Here is a 23,641-nt window from a genome sequence, read left to right on the forward strand (position 1 = left end):
CAAGGTGGGCTGGCGAACGCGGAACCGAAGCCCAGCATTCGCCATATTACATCACTGAGTTACATCATTTAGTTACATCATTTAGTTACATCACTTAGTTACATCACTTAGTTTGACGTGAAGTCGGCGTTATAAACGAAAGACTGGCCCGTTTCCGCCACAAAGAACTTGTAGCTCAGTTTAGCCGTTGCGCCATTCGTCTTGGGCGACACCAGCGAGAAGGTGGCGCTGCTGCCGGCAGGAATGACCTGGCCCGACACCAGACCGACGATGGCTGGAACGACCTTGCCGGTACTGTCGACGGCCGTCACATTGGTAATCATGAAGCTCGTCCCGGCGGCGGCCACCTTGAAGGTATCGACCGTAAAGTTGGCCGCGCACGATCCCGAGCACGCCCTCTGTACCGTCGCATTGGCGAGGTAAGGCAAGCCGGCCTTCGTCTCGACCGGACCGGCCCCATTGTCCTGCACCTGGTATAAATTGAGCAGATTCGGCGTCGCCGTTACCGTGACATTATCTTCGCCACTATTCACCGAGCCATCGTTGACGATTAATGTCGCGACATAATCACCGGCCATATCTGCGACAAATGTCGGCTGCGCGTCAGTCAGCGACGACAGCACGGCCGCACTGCCAGCAGGCTTGCTCTTCAACTGCCAGCGGTATGTCAAGACATCGCGGTCCGCATCCGTACTGCCAAGTCCCGTCAAACGCACGGTCGTTCCTGGTGCGACAACCTGATCTATGCCCGCATTGGCCATCGGCTCCGCATTGGTCGAGCTTGCAGTGGCAATAATGGTGGCGGTTGATGGTGCACTGTCGACCGTACCGTCATTGACGACAAGGCTGACGACATAGGTTCCCGGCACATTCGCCCAAAATCTGCTGACTGCCTGGCTGCGGTACAATTCGCCGGGAAACGGTTGCAGCATGCTATTTGGCGGCACGGAGATGAACGTCCATTTATAGCTGAGATTGTCGCCGTCCGCATCCGAACTGCCCCTGCCATCGAGGGTCACACCATACGCACCTGCCAGCACACGCTGATCCACCCCGGCATTCGCCACCGGAGCGGCATTCGTGGACGTCGCCGTAATCGTGACGCTCATTGAATCGCTCGATGTCGTTGCGTCCCACACACGCAACGTGGCGACATACGTGCCAGCCTTGTCGGCGATAAAAGAGGGTTTCACCAGCGTTGCGGACGACAACGTGGCAGTACTCCCCGCAGGACGGTAAGTCAGGGTCCAGTAATACGTCAGGGCATCGCCATTCGCATCGGAACTTGCGCTGCCATCAAGAATAACGGTGTTCCCCTTGAGCACGTTCTGCGCCACGCCCGCATTGGCCAATGGCCGGGCATTGCCGACAACCGCCGTCGTCGTCACGAAAGCCGGCGCACTATCGACCTTGCCATCGTTGACAACCAGGCTCAGTTCATAGGCACCCGGCAAATCCACGCCGACATACGGACGCACGGAGTTTGCATCCACGATCCGTACAGTACTGCCGGCAGGCTTCGATACCAGGCTCCATTTATAGGTGAGGATATCGCCATTCGCATCGCTGCTTGCGCTACCATCCAACATGATACCCATACCCGCAACAATGGTCATTGACTGCCCCGCGTTGGCGACAGGCGGGGCATTGGCTACCGACGCGGCAACCGTCACCGACGACAGCTCGCTGCTGATCTTGCCATCATTGACCATCAGCGTGGCCACGTACACGCCCTCCACATCAGCGGTAAAAGTCGGTTTCACGGCAGATAAGGAATCCAGGACAGCGGCGCTGGATGCAGGTTTGGAGCTGATCACCCATTTGTAGGTCAAGGCATCGCCATTCGCATCGGAGCTGGTGCTCGCGTCCAAGGTCACGACGCTGCCGACCACCACGCTTTGGGCGGGCCCGGCTTGCGCGACTGGCTGCGTATTGACCACGGTGACGGGGGGAGTTACGGGTGGCGCCACGACGCCGCTATTGTCCGCCGCGTCATTACTGCCGCCGCCACAGGCCGACAAGGCAGCAAAAGCCAACGCACAAAATAAAATTCTACTATTCACGTGATATTCCGATCAGGTTAATGATATTTCACTCGACCCGAATTATTCACGATAAGTAAAAAATATGATAGGCAACTGCTGAATTGAACGGCATAAAAATATATTAATTCCAGCGCCGCCTTCTTATTATCCATTTCAAGCAGAGAAAAATATCGCACCACAACCATCTAATAAAATTCATTTGTAACGATGAGTCACCACAGGAAGCCGAATTAATAAACACGAAAACAAGGACGATGCATTTTGATCGAAAAGAAATCTGCCACCATCAATAAAATCACGGGCGGCACAGGTCATAATGGCAGCTCATCGCGATCATTTCATTCATGCCATGCCATCCTCATTCGAACACTGGAAAGCCGAACTTTTAATTTTGGGCAACATCATCCAGGACGACGACACCGCCACGCCGCCCGATGAAGCCCATCAGCGCTTCCAGCGCTATTGCGCCATGCTCGATGCGCTGACGGGCAAGGAAGGCGCGCAATACGCACTGGCCATCTTTCAATCCGTGCAAGCCGAACACGATTACGGCGCCTACCAGATAGCCAACCGCGCCGCCTGGCGCTACGGCGAGACGGCGTATTGCATGGCACTGCTGCATGAACTGCCGCGCCTGATCGCCACCTTGCCCGACTGGGCTGGCGAGTTTCTCGTCGGTATCGCCAATGGCGCCGGTACGCCCCACGCCTCGGCCATCAACTGCTTCAACTCCCTGCTGGCCGGCGCGCCGCCCGCGCCTCAGGCGCTGATCGCGGCCTTTATTGCCGAGGAAGAAGACGATGGCTGGTTCGAGCATTGCCCTGGCGTGCTGGGCGCCATTGCCGGCGAGCGCTACGCGGGCATCATGCCTGGCCACGCTGGCGCCCCCGGCTACCAGCTGTTCCTGCTGCCCGGCGAAGGCGGCGCCCTGCCCTGGCAAGCCGCGCTCGACTGGGCCGCGGCGCGCGGCGCCTGCCTGCCGACGCGCAGCGAACTGGCCTTGCTGCACGCCAACTTGCGCGACGCCTTTCCGGATGCCTGGTACTGGTCGTCGGAAGCGGACGCCATCCTGCCCCGCCTGGCCTGGAGCCACGATTTCGATAACGGCACCCAATACAACTTTCGCAAGACCTACAGCGGCCGCGCCTGCGCCGTGCGCCGGGTCGAATTGGCGCCATCGGCGGCCGCCCCCGTCCCCTTGCGGCAGGGCGAGCGCTATGCCGGCCTGATTCTCGGCAAGGATGGCGCGCCCGACTACCATCTGCTATTGCAGCCGGACAAGCTCGAGCCGGAGTACGACTCGTGGCAAGCCACGTCAGACTGGGCCGCCAGCCTCGGCCACAGCTTGCCGGATCGACGCGAGCAGACCTTGCTGTATGCGACATTGAAAGAGGCATTCCGGCCAAACTGGCACTGGTCGAGCGAGCCGGGCGACATCGAGGACGAAGCCTGGTGCAAGGACTTTGACACGGGCGTCGCCTATCAGACTTTGCGCGAGTTCGACGGCTACGCGCTCTGCGTGCGCCGGGTGCTTGTATAGTGCGCGTTTGCTCAGCCGAGCTGTCCCATCAAGGAAAACCATGCTGTTATCACTCGACGATCCCCTCTGGCCCACCCTGGAAGGCGGCTACCGCATGCCTTACGACGTGGCCGAGGCGCTCAAGGCCATGCAGGCGGGCGAAGACGTGTGGCATGAGCTGTGGGAAGAGCTGCACCACCAGGGCGATGTGGGCGTCGCCTCGTATGCGGCCGTGCCCCAGCTCGTCGCCATGCTGGGCGGCGCGCAAGCGCGCGAGGAAGATTTCTATGCGCTCATCGCCCTGATTGAAATCGAGCGCCACCGCCTGCACAATCCGCCTCTGCCGGACTGGCTGGCCGACAGCTACCGCGATGCCTGGGCGCAACTGCCCGCCATCGCCGCGCGCGACCTGCAGGGCCAGCTCGACCCCGTCATGCTGGAATCCGTGTTCGCCGTGCTGGCTCTGGCCAAGGGCAAGCTGCGGCTGGGCGCCGCCCTGATGCACATGGATAGCTCGGAAGTGGACGAGTGGCTGGAAGAGCGTCTCGGCTGGTCCGAGGTTTACGGCAAGGACGCATAAGAGTCAGAAACGCTCGTCGCGCAGCGCGGGCATCACCAGTTCGCGCACGAACGAAGCATTCGACAGGTTCAGCAGCATGCGCACGACGGCAACGACGTCATGCACGGGTATCAGCTCGCCTTCGCCGCGCGCGCTAGCGTCCGCCAGCGGCACGGACAAGCCATCGTAGGTATTCAGGTAGCCCAGTTGCAGCGCCGTCACGGCCAGTCCCTGTTCGCGGAAACCTTCGCGCAAGGCGTCGGCGATGCCGTTCAGGGCGAATTTCGACGCGCTGAACGTCACTTCCGGGCGGCCGCTCTGGCGCAGGCCGGACGTCGACCCCGTGAGTATCAGCTGCGGCTTGTTGCTGGCCAGCAAGCGTGGCACCAGGCGCTTGAGCAGCAAGATCGTCGCCGTGATATTCGTATTGACCATGTCGACGATGGCGTCATCCGCATCGCCGAGAAAAGCGTAGTCATCGCTGAAGGCCTTTTCTTCCCACACGCCCAGGTTGTAGATCACCGCGTCCAGCGCGGCGGGCGCTGCACGCGCGATGCGTTCGACGGCCTCGGCGGGTGCGGCCAGATCCGCCGCGATCCATTGCAGCTGCGTGCCCTGGCCGGTGGGCAAGTCGGCAGGTTGCTGGCGCGATACGCCGATGACGGCATGCCCGTCAGCGAGCAGACCGTCGACCAGCGCGCGTCCCAGGCCCCGGCTGGCGCCCACGATCATGATGTGCATACTGTGTCCTTTGCAATGAAGTCAACGCCGATGATAGCGGCGTTGTATTAAGCACAGCTGAGGCGGCTCCCCCCTCCCCCCCGCATTTACTCACGCGGCGGAAATGCGTATGCTAGGTCTGGCAATCTCCCATAACACACAAGAACGAGACACATGCCTACCTCCGACACCGCCGCAAGCAACGCCGCAAGCCGTCCCCTCACCCAGCAAGACTACAAGACCCTGTCGCTGGCCGCCCTGGGCGGCGCGCTGGAGTTCTACGACTTCATCATCTTCGTCTTCTTTGCCAACGCCATCGGCCAATTGTTCTTCCCGCCGGAAATGCCGGAATGGCTGCGCCTGCTGCAAACCTTCGGCATCTTCGCCGCCGGCTACGTCGTGCGTCCGCTGGGCGGCATCGTCATGGCCCACTTCGGCGACTTGCTCGGCCGCAAGCGCATGTTCACGCTCTCCATCCTGATGATGGCTGTGCCGACACTGCTGATCGGCCTGCTGCCCACGTATGCCACCATCGGCCTGGCCGCCCCGCTGCTGCTGCTGTTGATGCGCATCTTCCAGGGCGCGGCCGTGGGCGGCGAAGTGCCGGGCGCCTGGGTGTTTGTGTCCGAACACGTGCCCAGCCGTTTCACGGGCTTTGCCTGCGGCGTGCTGACGGCCGGCCTGACGGTGGGCATCCTGCTGGGCTCGCTCGTGGCGACGGGCTTGAACACCGTCTACACGCCGGTGGAAATCACCGATGGCGCCTGGCGCTATCCGTTCTTGCTGGGCGGCATCTTCGGCTTCGGCGCCATGTATCTGCGCCGCTGGCTGCATGAAACCCCCGTCTTTGCGGAAATGCAGCAGCGCAAGGCGCTGGCGACGGAAATGCCCTTGAAATCCGTGCTGCGCAGCCACCGCGGCGCCGTCGTCGTGTCGATGCTGCTGACGTGGATGTTGTCGGCCGGCATCGTCGTCGTCATCCTGATGACGCCTGCCCTGCTGCAAAAGATCCACCACATCGCGCCGCGCACCACCCTGGTGGCCAATACCGTGGCGACCCTGTGCCTGGCCTTCGGCTGCATCATCGCCGGCATGCTGGCCGATCGCCTGGGCGGCAAGCGTGTGATCTTCGTCGGTTCCGTGCTGCTGGCCATTTCCACGTACATTTTCTACACCACCGTCGGCACCCGCCCCGACCTGCTGCTGCCCCTGTACGCCATGACGGGCCTGTTCGTCGGCGTCGTCGGCGCCGTGCCCTACGTGCTGGTGCAAGCGTTTCCGGCCCAGGTACGCTTCTCGGGACTGTCGTTTTCCTACAACTTGTCGTACGCCATTTTCGGCGGCCTGACACCCGTGGTGGTGACCCTGATGCTGAAGAACAACGTGCTGGGTCCCGCCTATTACGTGATCGGCGTGTGCGTGGTGGGCATGCTGACGGCGCTGTTCATCAAGGACCAGCGGCAGACGGTGGGACGCTAGCTAGCCTCGGGCAGCGCACGGGCTTGCCTCGTGCGCTGCAGCAGTTGCCCCGGCAAGCGATCAAGAAAATAGCGATAGAAAGTCTTCAAAGGAGTTTGAAATCTTCCTCCAGTAATCATCGTCCCACAAGATGACGGATGGTGCGCCCCGGGCGCCCCTGAAATCGAGACAGAATGGACTCCCGTCACCGGCCATGCCGAAACAAATGACTTCTGTAAAATCGACGATGTCCGGCATGGCTCCCGGGCCAGCACTGCCGCTTCCAGGCTCCCCATAGCAGCCATCGCCGACGAAATACGCCCCAAGCTGCGCTGTCCCGGAAGTCAATTCGACGGCATCCGTATAGATGTGCGCCAATTCCGTCTGCAGGACGCGACCGAAAGAATCGAGCTCCTCCTTCAGCCTCAAATTGCAGAATCCTGCCGCATCCCGATATCTTGCCGCAAAAGCAATATACTCGACGGGTAAATCCATACCGTTAATCTGCATCGCTGACGTTACCTTTCACAAGCGGAGCATGATATTAAAACAAATGTACCGCTACGCCACCTTCGGGTGGCTCCTTTCGCCCCGATTTGTCGCGCTGCACCAAAATCTGAAAAGGCGTTTCACATCGCGGGATTTCAAACGGCAGACTCATCCATTAATGCTCTCACTTTTTGAAAATTCATTTCACATCCTGAAAAATCATAATTAAGTCGTTGAAAAAGAACGATTAAATTTAAGTTATATGTCTTATATAAGACTTGAAGATCGGCGCGAATCGGCCTACTATTTAGTCATGCAGTTTGCTTCGACAAGACGTTGTGGCGCACTCGGCGATTTTCTCAAACATAGCTTTTCTTTTTAGGAGATTCACATGTCCCAATATCAAGACGACATCAAGGCTGTTGCTGGTTTGAAAGACCAACAAGGTAGCGCCTGGAACGCCATCAATCCCGAGTCCGCCGCCCGCATGCGCGCCCAGAACAAGTTCAAGACCGGCCTGGACATCGCCAAGTACACGGCGAAGATCATGCGCAACGACATGGCCGCCTACGATGCGGACCCATCCAAGTACACCCAGTCGCTTGGCTGCTGGCACGGTTTCATCGGTCAACAGAAGATGATCTCGATCAAGAAGCACTTCAACAGCACCGACCGCCGCTACCTCTACCTGTCCGGCTGGATGGTCGCCGCCCTGCGCTCCGAGTTCGGCCCGCTGCCGGACCAGTCGATGCATGAAAAAACCGCCGTCTCCGCCCTGATCAAGGAACTGTACACCTTCCTGCGCCAGGCCGATGCCCGCGAACTGGGCGGCCTGTTCCGCCAGCTGGACGCGGCCCAGGGCGATGCCAAGCAAGCCATCCAGGCGAAGATCGACGGCCACGTGCCCCACGTCGTGCCCATCATCGCCGACATCGACGCCGGTTTCGGCAATGCCGAAGCCACCTATTTGCTGGCGAAACAGTTCATCGAAGCGGGCGCCTGCTGCATCCAGATCGAAAACCAGGTATCCGACGAGAAACAATGCGGCCACCAGGACGGTAAAGTCACGGTGCCGCACGAAGACTTCCTGGCCAAGATCCGCGCCATCCGTTACGCCTTCCTGGAACTGGGCGTGGACGACGGCATCATCGTCGCCCGCACGGACTCGCTGGGCGCCGGCCTGACCAAGCAGATCGCCGTCACCAATGAACCAGGCGACCTGGGCGACCAATACAATTCCTTCCTCGACTGCGAAGAAGTGTCGGCCGACGCGCTGGGCAATGGCGACGTCATCATCAAGCGCGAAGGCAAGCTGCTGCGTCCGAAACGCCTGCCAAGCAACCTGTTCCAGTTCCGCGCCGGCTCCGGTGAAGAGCGTTGCGTGCTCGACTGCATCACCTCCTTGCAAAACGGCGCCGACCTGCTGTGGATCGAAACGGAAAAACCGCATATCGCGCAAATCGGCGGCATGGTCAGCGAAATCCGCAAGGTCATCCCGAACGCCAAGCTGGTGTACAACAACAGCCCATCGTTCAACTGGACCCTGAACTTCCGCCAGCAAATCTTCGACGGCATGAAAGCGGCAGGCAAGGACGTGTCCGCCTACGACCGCGCCCAGCTGATGAGCGTGGAATACGACCAGACGGAACTGGCGATCGCCGCCGACGAGAAGATCCGCACCTTCCAGGCCGACTCGGCCCGCGAAGCCGGCATCTTCCACCACCTGATCACCCTGCCAACCTACCACACGGCAGCCTTGTCGACCGACAACCTGGCCAAGGAATACTTCGGCGACCAGGGCATGCTGGGCTACGTGGCCGGCGTGCAGCGCAAGGAAATCCGCCAGGGCATCGCCTGCGTGAAACATCAAAACATGTCCGGCTCGGACATCGGCGACGACCACAAAGATTACTTCAGCGGCGAAGCGGCGTTGAAGGCGGCAGGTAAAGACAATACGATGAACCAGTTCTGAGGTTTTGGTTTGGTTGTAGAGTGAAAAAAACCCGCTTTGGCGGGTTTTTTTGCGTCTGAACGTTGCGAGAGGGGGATTCCTATCATGACAGCAAGCCACGCCGGTACTAACTTTCTGAAAAAATCGATTTGCAATTTACCCTCATTAATACCCCAAAAAATTATCACTTAATTAATATTTTTAAAATACTTCGTTGACCCGAATTATCGGTGGCTATCATTAAAAAAAACCACCGATTGAATGCCATCATGCTGATTGCCGAACCTACATCAGCTCAAACTCAGCCTTAAATTTCATTTAGGGGCGCGGTTTCCGATCCATCAATGCGACCCAAGTACGGCACCAAAAGCTTGACAACTCCCCTTTATTTTACTTGTCGCTGCGTGAAGTAGGAGCGCACTCTCGCTACTGTAATTTAGTGTCTCCCGACTCAGGGAGCCAGTATCATTGCTTTGCAACATCGCTGCGATCTATGGCAACGGAGGTGTGATTTTTTCAATAGCGTATCCATTGCAACAACTGAAAAACCCCAAAGTCCGGGCCTGTTCATGCTTAGCCTTTCCGCGACAGAGGCTCGTCCCATCTAGAATCGCCTCTACGACCAGATCTCCGCGATCAAGATCGAAACAAGAGATTTTTTCCGCTAGCCAAACAATACCCTGTTGGTCTTGGACAGCGCTTGGCCGGAACTCAGCAAGCGGCGGCACGCCATCCGATTTGTAAGACGCAGACTCTGGATAAAAGCGGATAACGACCTCGACGGGTTCCGCAGAAACAGGAAGCGCGCGGGGAATCGACAGTATCCGTTTTCCCAGTACTTGATGCCCGACATCCTCTATGTCAAATTTCATCTTACGCCAAAAATCTTCTGATTCCGTGGCCCCACAATCGATGCACAACAATCCCTCGCCATCGACATGTGCCTGCTTAAGAAGATACTCAACAAATGCAGTCCCCACACCATGGCCGCGTTGATCGGCACGAACCTCTAGAATGCTGTCGGTACTACTGAGCGATCCCCAAAAATACGCGATGGCCTCTTGGGAGGACGCATCTTCGTAGATAAGCATTCCCTCATTTCTGTAGACTTTTAAGGTCAAATTCCAGTTCATCTCAAGCGTTTTGACCCCGGATTGACGCTGACGTTTAAGCCAAGCCTCGATGACAGCGATATCGCTATCCACGGCTGCACGAATACGTCCCAATAATTGTGTCATTCTGCTTCCAAACAAAGATTTAGATGAGGAACTGCGGAAGGCATCAAGGCACATTCACACCCGGCTCCAATTTTTTGAATGCCCACTAGACTAATACCACTCAGACTTTTCTTCCTATCAAGCCGCATCGCTTGGACGCGGCGTGTCACATTGAAAAATAAAGACGACGACCGACGTCGGTTGTTGCGCCTCTGAAAAACGACGGACCACGACCTTGACGCATGCAGTTAAATTTGTGACAGACGGTGCGGCTGTCGGGATATCCAGAACGAGGACACATCCAAGACCTGTCAACGCTGCATAGGCTGCCGCCTGACCAGTGGGCTTGTATTTTTCATCGATTAGCGTGTCTACAAGTGCCTTCTTTACGCCTCTGCGAGCTTTTAGCTCAACCGGAACCTGTCCGAATAGGATATCGACATTCCCACCGAAACGTTCCGGTTTCTTTGACACCATGGAACCAAATTTTTCCCGGAGACGATCGTATAAAAATGGCAAAAAGAAATCGTCTTCCAATCGCTTATAACCGACGTCATCTTGCAACTTGAGCCAGTTGAGCGCGGGCGTCTTCAAAAAGCTTGGTTCTTCAAGACAGTAGGCGACCTGCCTGACGGCCCAACTTGCGAACAGGGCGAATTCCTTTTCCAGCGTGGGCTTGCCGGCGAAGCAAAGACTTGCTTGCAGTTGACGCACCATGTCCTCGTAAACTTTAATCTCAGCTTCGGACATGCGCAGTCGCTGCTCCGGTGTCAGTGCACAGTAGGTCGCTCCGAGCACATTCCTAACGGCGGGCCGCCGAATAGAGAACTGAATTTCGATCGAGTCTATCTGCTGAACCGGGCTTGTGATCTTAACTTGATCGATATCGAGCTCCCCCTTCATGGCCAACACAAAAGGCAGGAGAGCTTTGATGTCTGCGTTGCTAGATAATGGCGTAGGCATGATGCCTTGTCCACCTGCCCCCTGGATCTGTTGTACGATGCGGCGGAAGTTTACATCTCTCAACATGAAACTAAACGCTGTCTCGCCAGTGACACCTTTCCGCTTGTCCAAATAACTGCGAAGGAAATCGAGCTGCTTGTCAATAGCTACAGCAGGCTGTGACAGCTCAGCAAATGAGCTCAGTCGACTATGTGCCTCCTCTTGGAAGCCGACCATGCTAATAACATTAGCCTTGAGCGCATCAAGGAACTTTTGCCGATAGACGGTAACGCGGAAGATCGGGACACCAAAATCGTCTTCTCCCTCCTGCTCAAACGATTCAATAGCCGGTTGTGTACCGCAACTATCCCCATCACGTAGATAGCCAAGGACTCTACTCAACTTGTTCCCAAAAAATGTTCCCAACGTCTGAGTCTCTCGTGCCTCGACATCAGGTAAAGCATCGTCAATCTCTTCACCAAGCATCAATGATATGAAAGTAGCAATATCCCTTCCGGGACGACTGGTGCGATAAACACTGACCGAGGACTCCCGCGTGAGATTTTCTAGAGCCGTCCTAACGAACAGGTCTGACAGACCAAATCTAAGAGTAACAGGATCAGGCTGATCGACGGCCGACAACTTTGTCAGAAGCATCCCACTGAAAAAAATCTCGCCGAGATCATCGAACGGAAGTTTGTAAAGGTCATCTGAAGCTTCAGTCCTAGCAATTATCATGGTTCGTGTATGGGCTTGAGAAAGCCTCTTGGTAGTTATAAAGTTGAATTACATTTAGAGACGTCCGTGGGCCTTCATGTATCCCGATTACGACGAATCATGCCGTAGGTATTCCAGCAGCAGGTCCGGCCTTCCGCTTTTTGGAAGTTTTCACACTGCGCTCCTCGATTTGCGTGCGCCAGCTCTCCAATGCCATTATGTCAGCGAGAAGCTCATCGGGTTCAGGAACAGCAACGCCACCGAAGAACGCTTTATCGTGTGCATAGTTCGAACATTTCGTCATGCCTGCATGTACTTGAGCATAATCTTCGTCTTCCACGGTGACGCCTGCTAGCCGCTGCGTTTCCACTCCTTTCCGGAATCGGAGAATGACTTCGCGCAGCAACACCTCCTCCACAGCACGCTCCCAAGTCATACGTAATCGGAAATAGGCATCGACGGTCTCTTTACGACGCGCCTGTTCTTCACCGTCCTTGTGTAGCTTGGCGATCGATTGGTGATGAGCCTTCAATGCACTTATCCGCTTACTGGCGGTTTTGCCCTCAAACGGTAAATCTGGATCTGCAATGCCGAAGCCCTCAGCGCGGCGAGTCAGACTCTGAGTGGCAATCTGCACGCCAACCAACTTTGCCTCCTCCACCAAGAGGCATAAGAAATAAATGTCATGAGTGAATACGATGACTTGTCGCTGGGCTGCTTCGGCAGCGAGTCGTTTCGCCACGCGCTCGCGGCGTCGATGATCGAGCGACGATACAGGGTCATCGAACACAACACCACCTTTTGCCCCGCTCAGTCCAACTTCGGCCAGGAACGACGCAATGGCGACAGCTCTTTGCTCGCCCTCGCTCAGAATGTCGACAGGATTTCGACTTTGAGGCAGCTCCAGTTTTAGCTTGTGCAAAGCCTTTCCTTTGTCGGATCGACTTTGGAGAGAGACACTCAAAGCACCAACGCCAAGCGCTTTGAATTCACGGTTGAGGGCTTCTGCCAACTCCTTTGAGACCACTTTCTCAGCTAGCTCCGATGCCTTTATTGAGATAGCATTTGTCTTGACCGCTGCCAGACATTTAACGAGCCGAGCTTGGTGAGTAAGCCGAGCCACTGTCGTGACCACCGCACCTTTTACTTGACTCAGCCGCACACGTGCATCGAGTTCACTAAACTGCTTTTGCAGTACTGCGCGAGCGGTCTCATCCGATGCCTTTTCCAGAGCCTCGGCTTCTACATTGAGCTTATCTGCTAGTGTTTTAAGCCGAATTTCCGGACATACCAAGGCTTGGTCGGTACCATCCCAGTTATGAGAAATTACCGCCGCTTTGATCAACTCCTGCCGAGCGGCCAACAATGGTTCAAACGCTTTAGCATCGGTTGCAAGTTGTGGGTCTAAGGCCTCGATCTCGACAAAAGTAACATCGTCAAGACCGACCGTTAAAGCCTGCGCAACAAATGGCTTGTACTCGGCGTAGAGCGCAAGGCGACGGGATTGAGAAGTCTTCTCTGCTTCCTGCTGAATAAATGTTTCGAAACGCTGGAGACGTGCAGCACCTTCTGCCAGAGGTTGCTGACACAACGGGCAAGGCGTATCTGTGTCCAGTTTCGGAAATTCCTTGTTCGGATGGGACTCTACAGAGAACTTTCGGGCAGCATCGAACAGCTCGCGCCATGCCTCGCCACCGGTGCCGGGCAGAAGGTTTTCGCTTTCCTTAAACTGTTTTGCAGCTAGAGCGGCAGCGGCCTGTGCAATGCGATATTTGTCAGCTAAGTCGTGCAACTTGAGCGCTACAGCGGGGGAAACCAATTCGCTTTTGCTGGCTGCATTCGTCGCAATAGTGGCGATACGGCGAGCACGAAGGCGCAACTGCACAGCTTTTTCTTTAGGACTAGTCTCTTTGAGGCTCTTGTCTAGCGACGCATGCTGCGTCAATTCTTCTGGCGTCAAGGTGGCAAGCGCATCAATTTGCGCCATCGTCGTTTTTGCGGAAAGACTACCGACCAGTTTGCCCACTGGCGTATCACCTTGCAGTGATACGAACACCGTTAGGTCAGCAGCATATTGCGCATGTTCCGTTTCAATCGAAGTTTTTAATTGCTTACAGACCTTTGCCAAGCTTTCAAAAACATCAAGTCCATAGGGAACATAGGAAAAATCGTCTTCACTATCCAAATAGGCGCGTGCGCAACGCGAATCAAAGACAGCCAGTGACGACAACTCAGGTGGTGCAGCCTTACCCTGAGTCCAGTGAGTATTAGCTGCAATTCCGTCGATGGAGATTTCGAACGTGGCTTCGACATCTCCCAGATTGCCGGTCGGCAGATTGGCATTGGGATGAATGGATTCCAATTGATCTCGAGCGCGGCACGCACGCTTGAGCACACGCGAATATCCAGATTTCCCCGAGCCATTGTCACCGTAAATGACTGTGATTCCCGTCGAACCGAACGTCAGACGCTGGTTCTCGGCGATCGCGTTGACATTTCGCATGTCCTTGATGGCGCGGAGTTCGACGTGCGTAGTTGCCTTAACAGGAGCAGGAATTTGTTCGGCACTAAGAGGCTTCGGTTTGCGTTCATTTGGGTCAGGGATGCCATGAGCCACCTTAAGCAATGCAAAAAGATCCTCTAGGTCACCAGTCGTCAGCGCACCCTTGGATAATAAGCGTGCGACTGCGTCGCCCTGCCATTCTGGCAACCCTTGGGTCCACCTGAATATTTCCTGCAATATCGACATGTGCCTCCTTTACATTATTTCAAGGAACTTATTTGCATTTTCATCAGATTACCCCAACCGAGCAGTCCGTGGTGCAAATTCAAATTTGGAGATGGTTTTCCCTACAGGGAGATCAATTGATACGCACACTTCGCGTACACTCGGCGCTAAGCCGTAAACGCGCCAGCAGCGCGCCAGCAGCGCGCCAGCGTCAGGTCCGCCATTCGGACACAGACTGATGTATTGGACGCCATCAAAACATTCTCAGCCGATATCTAATTAGAACCACAAACGCGCGCTGCAGCAGTATGTAGATTCGGAGAGGACCGATAGCACGCCCAACGTTCGAACGCAGGGGTGGCAGAAGAACTCTCCTATGAACACGCTTCACTCTTCCGTTACCCGCGTCCCGCCTCCATCTTAAACTCAAATGTTTTTTTATCATTCGATTTTAGTTCTCACATCAAACTTAGCCCGTTGCCGAACTGTGCAGTTGCATTCATCTAAAATTAATAAATTTTAACTACGGCTTTGAATCGACATCTGAAAGCGGGTAGAAACCGTACCGTCCCTCATCAAGTGACTTTGTAAACTCCGTTGGCTTTAGTAGCGCAGCAGTTTGTGGCGAAATCAGTTCATTTTCTAACACCACTACTTGGCCTGGTCCCTGCCATGATGCTAGCCATAAATAAAACAAATCCTTAACAGCTTTAGGGGAAATCGTCACATCCGCTCTATTCTTTGGATCCGAGTACGATTTCATCGGGGAATCAAGGACTACCAAACCTAGATGTGGATGTCCTGCTTTCATCGAGTGCTTCAACAATGCAATAATCATTGCTGTAAGAAAAATGGATCGCATGCCGGCGCCGTAGCTTAGGCGCGCTCTGCCATTAATTATCAAATCGCACTCATATGCGTCTACTTCAATTGTCTCAACGGAAGTAAGTCCCCATAAATGGAGCAACTCTAGTGCATATCGAGCGACAACAATTGAATCAGACAATGTCTGACGTGCCAGAGGTGCATTTTTCGTTGGTATGATTGCTTTTAATCGTACTAGCTCAGCAGTTAATCGCGCTTGCTCGTCGAAGCTTTTTTGAAGCGAATAAAGCTCGCTTCGTCGAATTGCCAGAACCTTCGGATCAACGCTAAACTCCTCGCTGTTTGCAACTAGTGCCGCTTGTTCGGCACGTTCAACCACGGTTAACCGAGCGTTCAGTTCACTTATCTTAACTTCCAAAGCTAGCTTGGCACTCTTCTCTATCGCCAACGCGGCGACCAGCCCAGTTCTTAGTGCTGTAATTTTGGCTGACTCAGCCGCCATTGCGACGCGTTGTAATTTGACTGCAGCCGGATCACGTACAAACTCACTTCGTTGATCCTGAAGGGCGGTATGACATAACGGGCACGGCTGAGCCTCAAGCGCATCGAATACAGCAAGACCGTCACTGACAGCAACAAGGCGACTGAAATCACTTTTATATTTCTCGTCAAGAAGTTCAAATCGCGACACCAAGGAAGCGGAATAGACAAATTTTCGCTCCGCTTCAGTTATAGTACTCATCAGTATCGCTAGCTCCTCCCTTAGTCCCCGCAGTTGCCTCGACCGTTGAGTTTGCTGAGATGACAATACGCCTAGCGTTTCGTCCACGCGATCTAATGCGTCACGCGTCTCTGGACTAGTGGCTCCATCCGGGATTTCAGCAAAGATGCGCCTGAGATCGGCCTCAGCCGATTCGATTTGTGATTTGATTCTGAGCTTCTCATCCTTCGTTGCTGCCAAAATTACTGCGGAATCATCCTTGCCAGTCAAAAAGACGCTAAATGAAGCCCGACGTTGTGGAGCTTCCGTGGGTACGCCGATAGTCGAGGCCTCGCTAATCATTGCTGGCTGCGAAATCAGTGACCAATGTCTTAAATCACCTGCTGTTAGGGCTCCGCGCTTTGACATCGAACGAAGGATCAATACCCCAGCTGCGCCTGCTAATGAAACGATGAGTGAACCTACGTCCTCAGCGAGTGCTTCGTGGGATTCCATCTCCGCAATTGAGGTCGGATAGACAGCGGCCGCTCCGCCTGCCAGACCTCTTCTTATCGTATATTCACTACCATCGGAGGTTTGCAACTCTAGCAGTAGGGTATCGTACCCTTCATTTTCTGGAATACCTTTCGGTGCCTTTTCACCGCCTAGTAGATACCAAAGGCAATCTCGAATGTGTGATTTCCCTGTATCACTCGGTCCTCTGATTAAATTTCCAAATGATCTGAAATTTATGATTGCATCGTCGCGAGTGATTCCTTTAGCCACTAGCTTACCCAGCGTAATACTCATTTTAGTTCCTTAGCGATATTACCAGGATCGACCTCGGCTCCCCACCGATGACCCATTTCGTTAAATTGATCCGTCAACAGCATCGAATCTACATCTCCAAACCTATCTGCCGCCCACAAACATCTATGTCCCAAGCTTATTGCATAAGATGCGTGTATAGAATCCACAATAGTTCTTGAGTTTTCACCAGCGCTAAAAAATATACCAGTCTCGTCATTAATCGCGTTTACAAGCCCTTTAGTACTCATCAAATAGAGTCCCTGCTGGATAAGCTCTCGACGGCTGTAAAGTTCACCGCCTCTGAATGGAACTGGAGTATGAAGACTTTCTGGCCCACCAAAATCTGCTGAATAGACCACAGCATAGTCAAGCAGAACTAACTTCTGTAGATCAGCTTTCCTGGGGAATAAGCTCGAAAGCAGATAAACCATCCGAATTCCAAGTTCAAAAGGAGAATTAAACGGACTCACCATAATTTTCATTATTTCACCCACTTTATTTTTTTCTCGTTGACTAGGTGATGGCAGGTGCCAGGGAGATCAGCGGGCAAAAGTCGTTTTGCTAGGGGGCTATCCTCAATTTTCAGGCCCATAGAAAAATCCAGAACAGAATTCATCCTTGACATTCCTGTCTTGTAGGTTGGGCTCGAGGCAACTCTGCGAACACCGTTGTATACGGCGACTTTGAAATTATCGAACTCACCAGGATAGATGTCGCGACTAAACCGCTGCAAACCGTCCGCACTGTAAAACTCAGCGCGGCAGCTTTGCAAATGCTCGCTGTACGAATCGGATAAAAGGGCCTCAGCCATCGTGAGCGCAACGCTACCATCTTCAGCATAGACTTTTAGAATTTGCTCAAGGTAATTTTGTTCTACTGCGGTCGGGAGGTTGGGAATCACGCTAGCATCGCGAGTCGCTTCAACGCCAAACAACTTTTCATGCTTCGTCTTATCTCGTTCATGCAACTCCAGCAAATCCTTGACCGGATATTCTTTAATTTTTCCAAAATCAAAATTATTAACGACTGTCGCTGTGGCAGGCGAAAGTGGGAATTTCGAAACAGATATCCCCATCTTTCCATCGGTCCAAGCTTTAAGAAATCGCTGCTTCATTTCAATTGGCTTCGCGATCAAATCATGCAGCATTGGCGTGGTATTTTTCGGTGCGCAAATATAATAATTCTTAGGCGTTGGGTAAGTCTTCTGGGCCAAATGGTGAAAGACCTTTGCCAACTCTGGATAAAGATCCCCTTCTCCAACCGCCGTTTGATAACGTTTCGCTTGAAACAAATCCCATTGATCTGCCATCAAGGTTTGTGTATACCTCGCTTCCACATCCCGACCAGCATCTCCAGCTCCGCCCAAGCGCTGAACCAAAACATACTTCAACTCTGTTCTGCAACAATCTTCGATGAAATTTTCCCACTGTCCCGGCTCTAAAAGTTGGACCAAGAGTGATGGCGGAAAAGATGTCTTACCAACGGACTGACGCACTTTTTTTGCCCCGATTTTTGGCATTTTTCAATCCTTTTACTGCTACAGTTGTGGCGAAGATTTATTCTGTCCATCTTCAGTTAATGTAATTACACAAATATACACGAAATGTCGCCTTGGAAATAGTGATAACAATTAAAGACGACTTCCCATAAATCTCATCAGTAAGCCATGTAGTGCCAGGGTCATGAGCCAGGATCACATCCGTCATTCGGACACGGACTCACGCAAGGGCGCAGTAGATACATGCTCATTTGAAGGTCTAATTTGGAGCGTTACGTTGAGCACGAAGTGCGAATAAGCAGGTGTGAAGTTAGCTAACCGAAGGTTAGCTAACTTCACCTATCCTGCCCCGCTTCGCACAGCGACTAAACCACAAAAATCGTCGGACATAACTTCGACCAAACCATTTTTTTGCAGGTACGAGAGCAAATTTAGCAGGAATGTATGCCGAAACTAGCACGGTAGTTCCGCCCCGTGCAGCGACTGAACCCTTAAATCAACGGGTAATACCTCGGTCGAACCATTTTTTTGCAGGTACGAGAGCAGATTTAGCAGGAATGTATGCCGAAAGTAGCACGTTTGATTAGCGGCAATAGGCAGCGTCCAAGTGGGAACATTTGACATGCATCTGGGCCGACCTTGATCAATGTCAGCAACAAATTTTCATCGTCTGCTTTACGAGTTCTACACGACAATAGCGCGCTTCCCCTCCGATGGCTGCGCCTTTCTGCACGGACAGAAAAACCTCCCCTGGTTGGCGGGTCGATACGATTGCTGGAAGGTATTGATGACGCAGAATACAAGCAGTCGCATGCGCATGTGGCGGCGATACACCAACAGGATCAATGAAATCCAGTGGATGGCAATGTATCTATCGCATGAAGAATGCGCTGTCGATTGCCCAATTTTTAGCTGCTAAAGCTTCCACGAACCCGCTCCTGTGTCCAGCCTTTATCTCACACAAAGTGCGCGGCAGGCTTGATCCAAGTGGCATGGCAGGCCGATTCTTGTTGCACCAGCGATTACGGCATTCGATACTGGCCCCATGTTTTCGGAATAATGATTGCGAGCGCGTTTCCACGAAGGGCGAATTGGTCGCAGGGCAAGGCCTGCTGCATATGCCATTCGCCCCGGTGTTGCCGCTGGCATTTTTGGTTCACGAAGGGGGACGCCATGAAAGCAGCGACAGCCGAATTCCTGAAAGAGCGCCGCGTGGAACCTCGCATGGGTGAAGAGCGCTTCATCCGCCTGGGCGAAGTGCTGGCAACCTGCGGCAAGTCGCGCAGCAGCGTTTATGCAGGCATCAGAGAAGGCACCTTCCCTGCCCCTGTCAAGCTGCAAGGACGCTCCTCTGCATGGCTCAGGAGCGAGGTGCTACGCTGGATGCAAGCGTGTATCGAGGCCAGCAGACCTGCAGACACGGTATGCACAATAATCGACAATTCATCAAGCACCAGGCCAATCGGCAACAAAGGGGCCAGAGCCGAATGAAGCCGGGAGATACCGGGATACCTGCGGCATAGATACGCTCACCTCCGCCGCTGCGCCACCCTGGCATCCCTCATGGCCTCGATCAAATCATCTTCATCAATGCCCAATCCAAGGCAGCCAAAGATGATGTCGGCACAGTAGTCGTACAGCAAATCAATCACCTCTAAGCTGTGCCCCTTCTGGATTTCCTCCAGCATGGCCAGCATGTCGCTTCGGATTCTTTCATCGGCGGAAACGCGGCTCAGCGCCGGGAAGGCGTGCGCCCGCACCATCGCCGACGCCATCCTGGACCGTGTCATGCAGCGCAATCACCGCTTTACGCTGACCGGTGACTCCCTGCGCATGCAAAAGCCGAAAACCATGAAAAAGGAGAAAAACATGGACCCATCGTGACCGCAGGCTTTAAAATTTAACCGAGTTACACCACCACATGCGCATCGGTCACGATGCACCGGAATGCGCGGTCACGATGACCGAAATACGCAACTATCTACGTCAGCAGGAAGAGAAGGACTACTTAGGCGAAGTCCAACCAGCGATTAGCACGTCGTTCACCAAACTAGCACGCCAGGTCGAAAAGGACCGGGCAGAGCAACAACTGCTTGCCGGTGCCCTCGATCACTTGTGTGATTGGCTGGCATTTGTGCTCCCGTCACCGCCTGATAGACCTGCGGCCGAGCAGTTGCGCAGTGAGCAACTATATACAGGTGGTTTTGTTGCACAAATCGCCGGCGCGAACGTCTACGCGGTATACACCGGCATCGCGGTTTCCTCCCCCAGAATGAGTGATATCAACCGCTGCCGCACTTGGGGCCAAGGCTGCCCTAAATCGACGGTCGCGATGGAGAGCGGGTGCCCAGAAATGACATAGCGGGTCTCGGCTGCCTCGGCAGCCAGCGGGTAGAGCAGAATACCCTCTGGCGCTGGCATGCTCTGCGCGGCGTTATATGCGGCCTGCTGTTGAACATAGGTGAGTAACTGGTATAAGTGCTCCGACCGAAAGGATTTTTTTTGGTAGTGGCGCTGGAAGATCTTCGCCGTGTACTTTGTGTCGAGAATTATGTGGCGCGACGTCGACTTCAACGAGACGTCAGTTCGCATCGATGGCAAAAGGTGCCCGTCGGCAGCGTTAGGCTCGATGTTCCAGTTGACATGGCTGGCGTTTACCGAAAATCCCGAGAGTTCCTTTCTATAGAAATTAAGGACAAAATCCTGGAATAGCCTCCACATCTTTTTTTCGTCGCGCGTGAAGTCGCGGAAGCAGAATCCTCCTGATTCTTCGCTCGGCAGGGTTTCGTTATAGATCATCTGGCACACATCCAGCAGAAACGCGTACACGGCCGTATGCCGATGCACTACCGCGCCACGAAAAGCGCGCGCGGTCAAATCGATGTCGGATACGCCCGGAAGGCGCTGAACGAGTCGGCCGGCTTCGCGGCATAATGGGGGTGCGACGTCGCTGCATTTGACCAGGCGGTGCAGCGTCGCCTTGACGATCTGGTTGTGGATCACGTCGGCCGAGTAGTCGTCCTGTTGGCACACGGCGCGTGCGCGCTGGAATAGGGCGCGCTTGACGGACGCGGCGGTATCGACCCTGCCGCGTAACGTTCCCGATTCTTCAACCAGCTCACGGTATTGTTTGTGCAGGCCGCGCTTCGTCAGGTGCGAGACGCCGGTGACGAGAACATGCGCCAAAAGACTCGGTAGGTTCTGCTGATGCAGCGCGGCGACATCGACGACGCTTGCTTGGTCCAGACGGTTCCACGCGTACGCCAGCATCATGTAGAGATTTGCGACCGGAATCATGTCACATCAGGTCATCAATGATGTCGTCGATGTGTTCCGACTTCTTATCGAACCAGTAGTCTTCCAACAAGGGACGGATCTCAGTTTCGATAATGTCCGAATAGTATTCCGAGTCACTCATCCCTGCGGGTCTGGCAGCGCAAAAGTAACTGTGGCCGACACAGAAGCCTTCACGCAGTTCTTCGTCCTCCGCGATAATGCCGTTCAAGCCGATGAACTTGTCGCGGATATGGGTGGTGTAAGCGCTTGTCCAGCCCTGCTGTTCCAACCAAGACGTAAATTTCGGATGTATAAAGCCGGGTTTGACGTGGATAAATGCGAAGCGGCGGCGCAGAGCGTAATCGATCGAGGTCAGCGAACGGTCTGCTGTGTTCATCATGCCAAGCAGGTGTACGTTGGCGGGTACATAAAACGGCACCGCTTTCTCGTCGGCGTAAGCCAGACGCACACCCCAGTCGGCACTGCGCTTGTCGGCCTCGATCAAAAGCAGCAACTCGCCAAAGATCTTCGATAGATTGCCGCGGTTAATCTCGTCGATGATGAACACGTGTCTCTGTTGCGGATACGCACGCGCACGTTCGCAGAACCGGTAGAACACGCCGTTACGGATCTCGAAACCGGAACCATCGTGCTTTGGACGAAACCCCTGGATGAAGTCTTCGTACGAGTAGGCTTGGTGAAATTGCACCGTCTCGACGTTTACATCGGCCTTGATTCCGATGAGGCTATACGCCAGCCGTTTCGCGACGAATGTCTTGCCAACGCCGGGTGAGCCCTGCAGGATCAGGTTCTTTTTGTATGTCAGCAGGCGTAATGCCTTTTGAAAGTCGCCTAGATCCATGAACAGGTCGCTCATCGCATCGTCGACGCCATACGGCACATGCTCCTCCTGTACGGACAGTGGCGCCTTATTTTGTGCGATCGAACCGGCACACGGCGTGGCGACGAAGGGGCGTATCAGGTAGGCGTAGCCAAAGGCGTTCTGATTCAGCAGATTGGTCAGGTTCGACCAAGGGGCGGCCGGTTCGAAGTCGCTGAGACTGGCTGCTGGCATGAGTTGTTCGACGCCCTCGATGAGGAGCCAGGTCTTGAAAATTTCGCTTTGTCGGGGACCGACGTTCGTGCGCCCCAATTCCGACGGTGCAGTGTATTTCGGCCAGGGCGTTTGCATACCCGCAGCAGCATCAGCCACCGCGAGATCCACACAGAGCAGTCGATGTGTGATCCTGCCCGAGCCGGCGTTAAGGTAGAGATGAAAAGGTGTACGTAACTGCTGTATTGCGTCGGATTGGACCCTGAAGCTCCACCAGACCGCTACTGCGCCTCTTTCCCGCACGCGGGCGGCAAGGTCATCGATCGCGGTTGGGTCTTTCTCGGTGCCGAGCAGGCACAAGGCCGTGGCTGCGCCAGTTGCGCCAGTGTTGGCGTTGGAGGGCGGGGAGCTAGACTGCGCGGACGCAGACAACAACAATTTCGCTTCGATGAATGCGCTCAACGTGCCATAGGTATCGATGATATGTTGAATTTTATTGTCGCCCACTCGGGCGAATCCAAAAAACTGCGGAGGCAAGAAACCGTCGAGTTCGCTCAGCCGGACATCCACAGGAGCGGGTCTCGTCATGAAAAACATGCATCGCCATGTCGTGCCTGGCTGCGCCTCCCCCCAAAGTGCACGTGCGAGCGCCGCGTTGTCGAGTTTGTAGGTGACGGTCGCGACAAATCGGCAGCGGCCACCGAAGACGCAGATTACATGGTCGCCTTCCTTGAGCACCTTGTAATACCTGTCGTTCATGAAACCAGGGACGGCGCCCCAGGCATACAGTCCACCTATATTTTCCTCAAGTGCCTGCAACGCGACCGCATCTTTCTCCCCCACATGTTGCATTATCAATGAAGCAGGGATGGGGCGAGTGATTGAGACGTCGAGGTTGGCTTGCGCCGCAGAATCGGCGGCCGTGAATGCGAAGAGGTTTTGCGTCACGTTTGAACCTTAAAAACCAATGATGGACCGTTGAAAAACGGAAATATATGCACATTTGCAAGTATGGAGTTCGGTTACTTGTTCGTCAACATGAGATGGCCGCAACAACCGGGCTGCATGCGAATGGCCTAGCACCTTTTGCAGCGCCAAGATGTTCCCACTATTCAACATAAAGTGGCTGGCGA

Annotated in this window: 18 protein-coding genes; 6 read left to right on the forward strand and 12 right to left on the reverse strand. The window is 54.4% G+C overall.

What is annotated here, in order from left to right:
* Positions 1 to 107: 107 nt before the first annotated feature.
* Complete coding sequence (locus O3301_RS16485; RefSeq protein ID WP_305056897.1) at positions 108 to 2,063, reverse strand: PKD domain-containing protein; 1,956 nt, start codon at positions 2,061 to 2,063, stop codon at positions 108 to 110.
* 331 nt (positions 2,064 to 2,394) lie between these two features.
* Here O3301_RS16485 and O3301_RS16490 point away from each other — a divergent pair, with 331 nt between their 5' ends.
* Together O3301_RS16490 and O3301_RS16495 are read left to right on the forward strand one after the other, a co-directional pair.
* A complete protein-coding gene (locus tag O3301_RS16490) occupies positions 2,395 to 3,585 on the forward strand; it encodes a hypothetical protein (protein WP_305056898.1) in 1,191 nt (396 codons plus the stop codon).
* A 40-nt stretch (positions 3,586 to 3,625) separates the two neighbouring features.
* The gene (locus O3301_RS16495) at positions 3,626 to 4,144 is read left to right on the forward strand and encodes a hypothetical protein (protein ID WP_099665265.1); all 519 of its coding nucleotides are present in this window, start codon (positions 3,626 to 3,628) and stop codon (positions 4,142 to 4,144) included.
* Between the two features lie 3 nt (positions 4,145 to 4,147).
* On the opposite strand, the gene O3301_RS16500 is transcribed toward O3301_RS16495, so the two are convergent.
* Positions 4,148 to 4,864 carry an SDR family oxidoreductase gene (locus tag O3301_RS16500; RefSeq protein ID WP_305056899.1) on the reverse strand — a complete coding sequence of 239 codons (717 nt, stop codon included), beginning with the start codon at positions 4,862 to 4,864 and terminating at the stop codon, positions 4,148 to 4,150.
* 153 nt (positions 4,865 to 5,017) lie between these two features.
* Here O3301_RS16500 and O3301_RS16505 point away from each other — a divergent pair, with 153 nt between their 5' ends.
* Positions 5,018 to 6,322, forward strand: coding sequence for an MFS transporter (locus O3301_RS16505; RefSeq protein ID WP_305056900.1), 1,305 nt, complete (start codon positions 5,018 to 5,020; stop codon positions 6,320 to 6,322).
* 60 nt (positions 6,323 to 6,382) lie between these two features.
* On the opposite strand, the gene O3301_RS16510 is transcribed toward O3301_RS16505, so the two are convergent.
* Entirely contained in the window at positions 6,383 to 6,796 is a 414-nt protein-coding gene (locus tag O3301_RS16510) for an SMI1/KNR4 family protein (RefSeq protein WP_305056901.1), read from the reverse strand.
* A gap of 385 nt (positions 6,797 to 7,181) precedes the next feature.
* Between O3301_RS16510 and O3301_RS16515 the strand changes: the two genes are divergently transcribed.
* Complete coding sequence (locus O3301_RS16515) at positions 7,182 to 8,762, forward strand: isocitrate lyase (RefSeq protein ID WP_305056902.1); 1,581 nt, start codon at positions 7,182 to 7,184, stop codon at positions 8,760 to 8,762.
* A 470-nt stretch (positions 8,763 to 9,232) separates the two neighbouring features.
* On the opposite strand, the gene O3301_RS16520 is transcribed toward O3301_RS16515, so the two are convergent.
* The 6 genes from O3301_RS16520 to O3301_RS16545 all read right to left on the reverse strand — a co-directional run bounded on the left by O3301_RS16520 (position 9,233) and on the right by O3301_RS16545 (position 18,199).
* A complete protein-coding gene (locus O3301_RS16520) occupies positions 9,233 to 9,979 on the reverse strand; it encodes a hypothetical protein (RefSeq protein WP_305056903.1) in 747 nt (248 codons plus the stop codon).
* Between the two features lie 117 nt (positions 9,980 to 10,096).
* The gene (locus O3301_RS16525; RefSeq protein ID WP_305056904.1) at positions 10,097 to 11,638 is read right to left on the reverse strand and encodes a hypothetical protein; all 1,542 of its coding nucleotides are present in this window, start codon (positions 11,636 to 11,638) and stop codon (positions 10,097 to 10,099) included.
* Between the two features lie 97 nt (positions 11,639 to 11,735).
* Entirely contained in the window at positions 11,736 to 14,366 is a 2,631-nt protein-coding gene (locus O3301_RS16530; RefSeq protein ID WP_305056905.1) for an AAA family ATPase, read from the reverse strand.
* Positions 14,367 to 14,868: 502 nt separating this feature from the next.
* A complete protein-coding gene (locus O3301_RS16535; protein WP_305056906.1) occupies positions 14,869 to 16,680 on the reverse strand; it encodes a hypothetical protein in 1,812 nt (603 codons plus the stop codon).
* Positions 16,677 to 17,162, reverse strand: a complete 486-nt coding sequence (locus O3301_RS16540) for an ABC-three component system middle component 2 (RefSeq protein WP_305056907.1) — start codon at positions 17,160 to 17,162, stop codon at positions 16,677 to 16,679. The genes O3301_RS16535 and O3301_RS16540 overlap by 4 nt, the downstream gene beginning before the upstream one ends.
* Positions 17,162 to 18,199, reverse strand: coding sequence for an ABC-three component system protein (locus O3301_RS16545; protein WP_305056908.1), 1,038 nt, complete (start codon positions 18,197 to 18,199; stop codon positions 17,162 to 17,164). The genes O3301_RS16540 and O3301_RS16545 overlap by 1 nt, the downstream gene beginning before the upstream one ends.
* A 1,152-nt stretch (positions 18,200 to 19,351) precedes the next feature.
* Between O3301_RS16545 and O3301_RS16550 the strand changes: the two genes are divergently transcribed.
* The gene (locus tag O3301_RS16550; RefSeq protein WP_305056909.1) at positions 19,352 to 19,669 is read left to right on the forward strand and encodes an AlpA family transcriptional regulator; all 318 of its coding nucleotides are present in this window, start codon (positions 19,352 to 19,354) and stop codon (positions 19,667 to 19,669) included.
* 38 nt (positions 19,670 to 19,707) lie between these two features.
* Here O3301_RS16550 and O3301_RS16555 read toward each other — a convergent pair whose 3' ends face one another.
* Positions 19,708 to 19,875, reverse strand: coding sequence for a hypothetical protein (locus O3301_RS16555; protein WP_305056910.1), 168 nt, complete (start codon positions 19,873 to 19,875; stop codon positions 19,708 to 19,710).
* Here O3301_RS16555 and O3301_RS16560 point away from each other — a divergent pair.
* Positions 19,865 to 20,062: a hypothetical protein gene (locus tag O3301_RS16560; RefSeq protein ID WP_305056911.1), complete on the forward strand. Its 198-nt coding sequence runs from the start codon at positions 19,865 to 19,867 to the stop codon at positions 20,060 to 20,062. The genes O3301_RS16555 and O3301_RS16560 overlap by 11 nt on opposite strands.
* 348 nt (positions 20,063 to 20,410) lie before the next feature.
* Here the strand turns inward: O3301_RS16560 and mcrC are convergent, their stop codons facing one another.
* Both mcrC and O3301_RS16570 read right to left on the reverse strand, forming a co-directional pair.
* Positions 20,411 to 21,475: a 5-methylcytosine-specific restriction endonuclease system specificity protein McrC gene (gene mcrC / locus O3301_RS16565; protein WP_305056912.1), complete on the reverse strand. Its 1,065-nt coding sequence runs from the start codon at positions 21,473 to 21,475 to the stop codon at positions 20,411 to 20,413.
* Position 21,476: 1 nt separating this feature from the next.
* Positions 21,477 to 23,456 carry an AAA family ATPase gene (locus O3301_RS16570; protein ID WP_305056913.1) on the reverse strand — a complete coding sequence of 660 codons (1,980 nt, stop codon included), beginning with the start codon at positions 23,454 to 23,456 and terminating at the stop codon, positions 21,477 to 21,479.
* Positions 23,457 to 23,641: the final 185 nt, after the last annotated feature.

Origin of the sequence: Janthinobacterium sp. SUN211 (assembly GCF_030587315.1) — a bacterium.
Lineage (GTDB): Bacteria > Pseudomonadota > Gammaproteobacteria > Burkholderiales > Burkholderiaceae_D > Janthinobacterium > Janthinobacterium kumbetense.

What these genes read in the sequence shown, in the direction of transcription:
- O3301_RS16490 (WP_305056898.1), top strand. Translation starts at nt 2,395, where the DNA reads ATGCCATCCTCATTCGAACACTGGAAAGCCGAACTTTTAATTTTGGGC.
- O3301_RS16495 (WP_099665265.1), top strand. Translation starts at nt 3,626, where the DNA reads ATGCTGTTATCACTCGACGATCCCCTCTGGCCCACCCTGGAAGGCGGC.
- O3301_RS16500 (WP_305056899.1), bottom strand. Translation starts at nt 4,864, where the DNA reads ATGCACATCATGATCGTGGGCGCCAGCCGGGGCCTGGGACGCGCGCTG.
- O3301_RS16505 (WP_305056900.1), top strand. Translation starts at nt 5,018, where the DNA reads ATGCCTACCTCCGACACCGCCGCAAGCAACGCCGCAAGCCGTCCCCTC.
- O3301_RS16510 (WP_305056901.1), bottom strand. Translation starts at nt 6,796, where the DNA reads ATGGATTTACCCGTCGAGTATATTGCTTTTGCGGCAAGATATCGGGAT.
- O3301_RS16515 (WP_305056902.1), top strand. Translation starts at nt 7,182, where the DNA reads ATGTCCCAATATCAAGACGACATCAAGGCTGTTGCTGGTTTGAAAGAC.
- O3301_RS16520 (WP_305056903.1), bottom strand. Translation starts at nt 9,979, where the DNA reads ATGACACAATTATTGGGACGTATTCGTGCAGCCGTGGATAGCGATATC.
- O3301_RS16525 (WP_305056904.1), bottom strand. Translation starts at nt 11,638, where the DNA reads ATGATAATTGCTAGGACTGAAGCTTCAGATGACCTTTACAAACTTCCG.
- O3301_RS16530 (WP_305056905.1), bottom strand. Translation starts at nt 14,366, where the DNA reads ATGTCGATATTGCAGGAAATATTCAGGTGGACCCAAGGGTTGCCAGAA.
- O3301_RS16535 (WP_305056906.1), bottom strand. Translation starts at nt 16,680, where the DNA reads ATGAGTATTACGCTGGGTAAGCTAGTGGCTAAAGGAATCACTCGCGAC.
- O3301_RS16540 (WP_305056907.1), bottom strand. Translation starts at nt 17,162, where the DNA reads ATGAAAATTATGGTGAGTCCGTTTAATTCTCCTTTTGAACTTGGAATT.
- O3301_RS16545 (WP_305056908.1), bottom strand. Translation starts at nt 18,199, where the DNA reads ATGCCAAAAATCGGGGCAAAAAAAGTGCGTCAGTCCGTTGGTAAGACA.
- O3301_RS16550 (WP_305056909.1), top strand. Translation starts at nt 19,352, where the DNA reads ATGAAAGCAGCGACAGCCGAATTCCTGAAAGAGCGCCGCGTGGAACCT.
- O3301_RS16560 (WP_305056911.1), top strand. Translation starts at nt 19,865, where the DNA reads ATGGCCAGCATGTCGCTTCGGATTCTTTCATCGGCGGAAACGCGGCTC.
- O3301_RS16555 (WP_305056910.1), bottom strand. Translation starts at nt 19,875, where the DNA reads ATGCTGGCCATGCTGGAGGAAATCCAGAAGGGGCACAGCTTAGAGGTG.
- mcrC (WP_305056912.1), bottom strand. Translation starts at nt 21,475, where the DNA reads ATGATTCCGGTCGCAAATCTCTACATGATGCTGGCGTACGCGTGGAAC.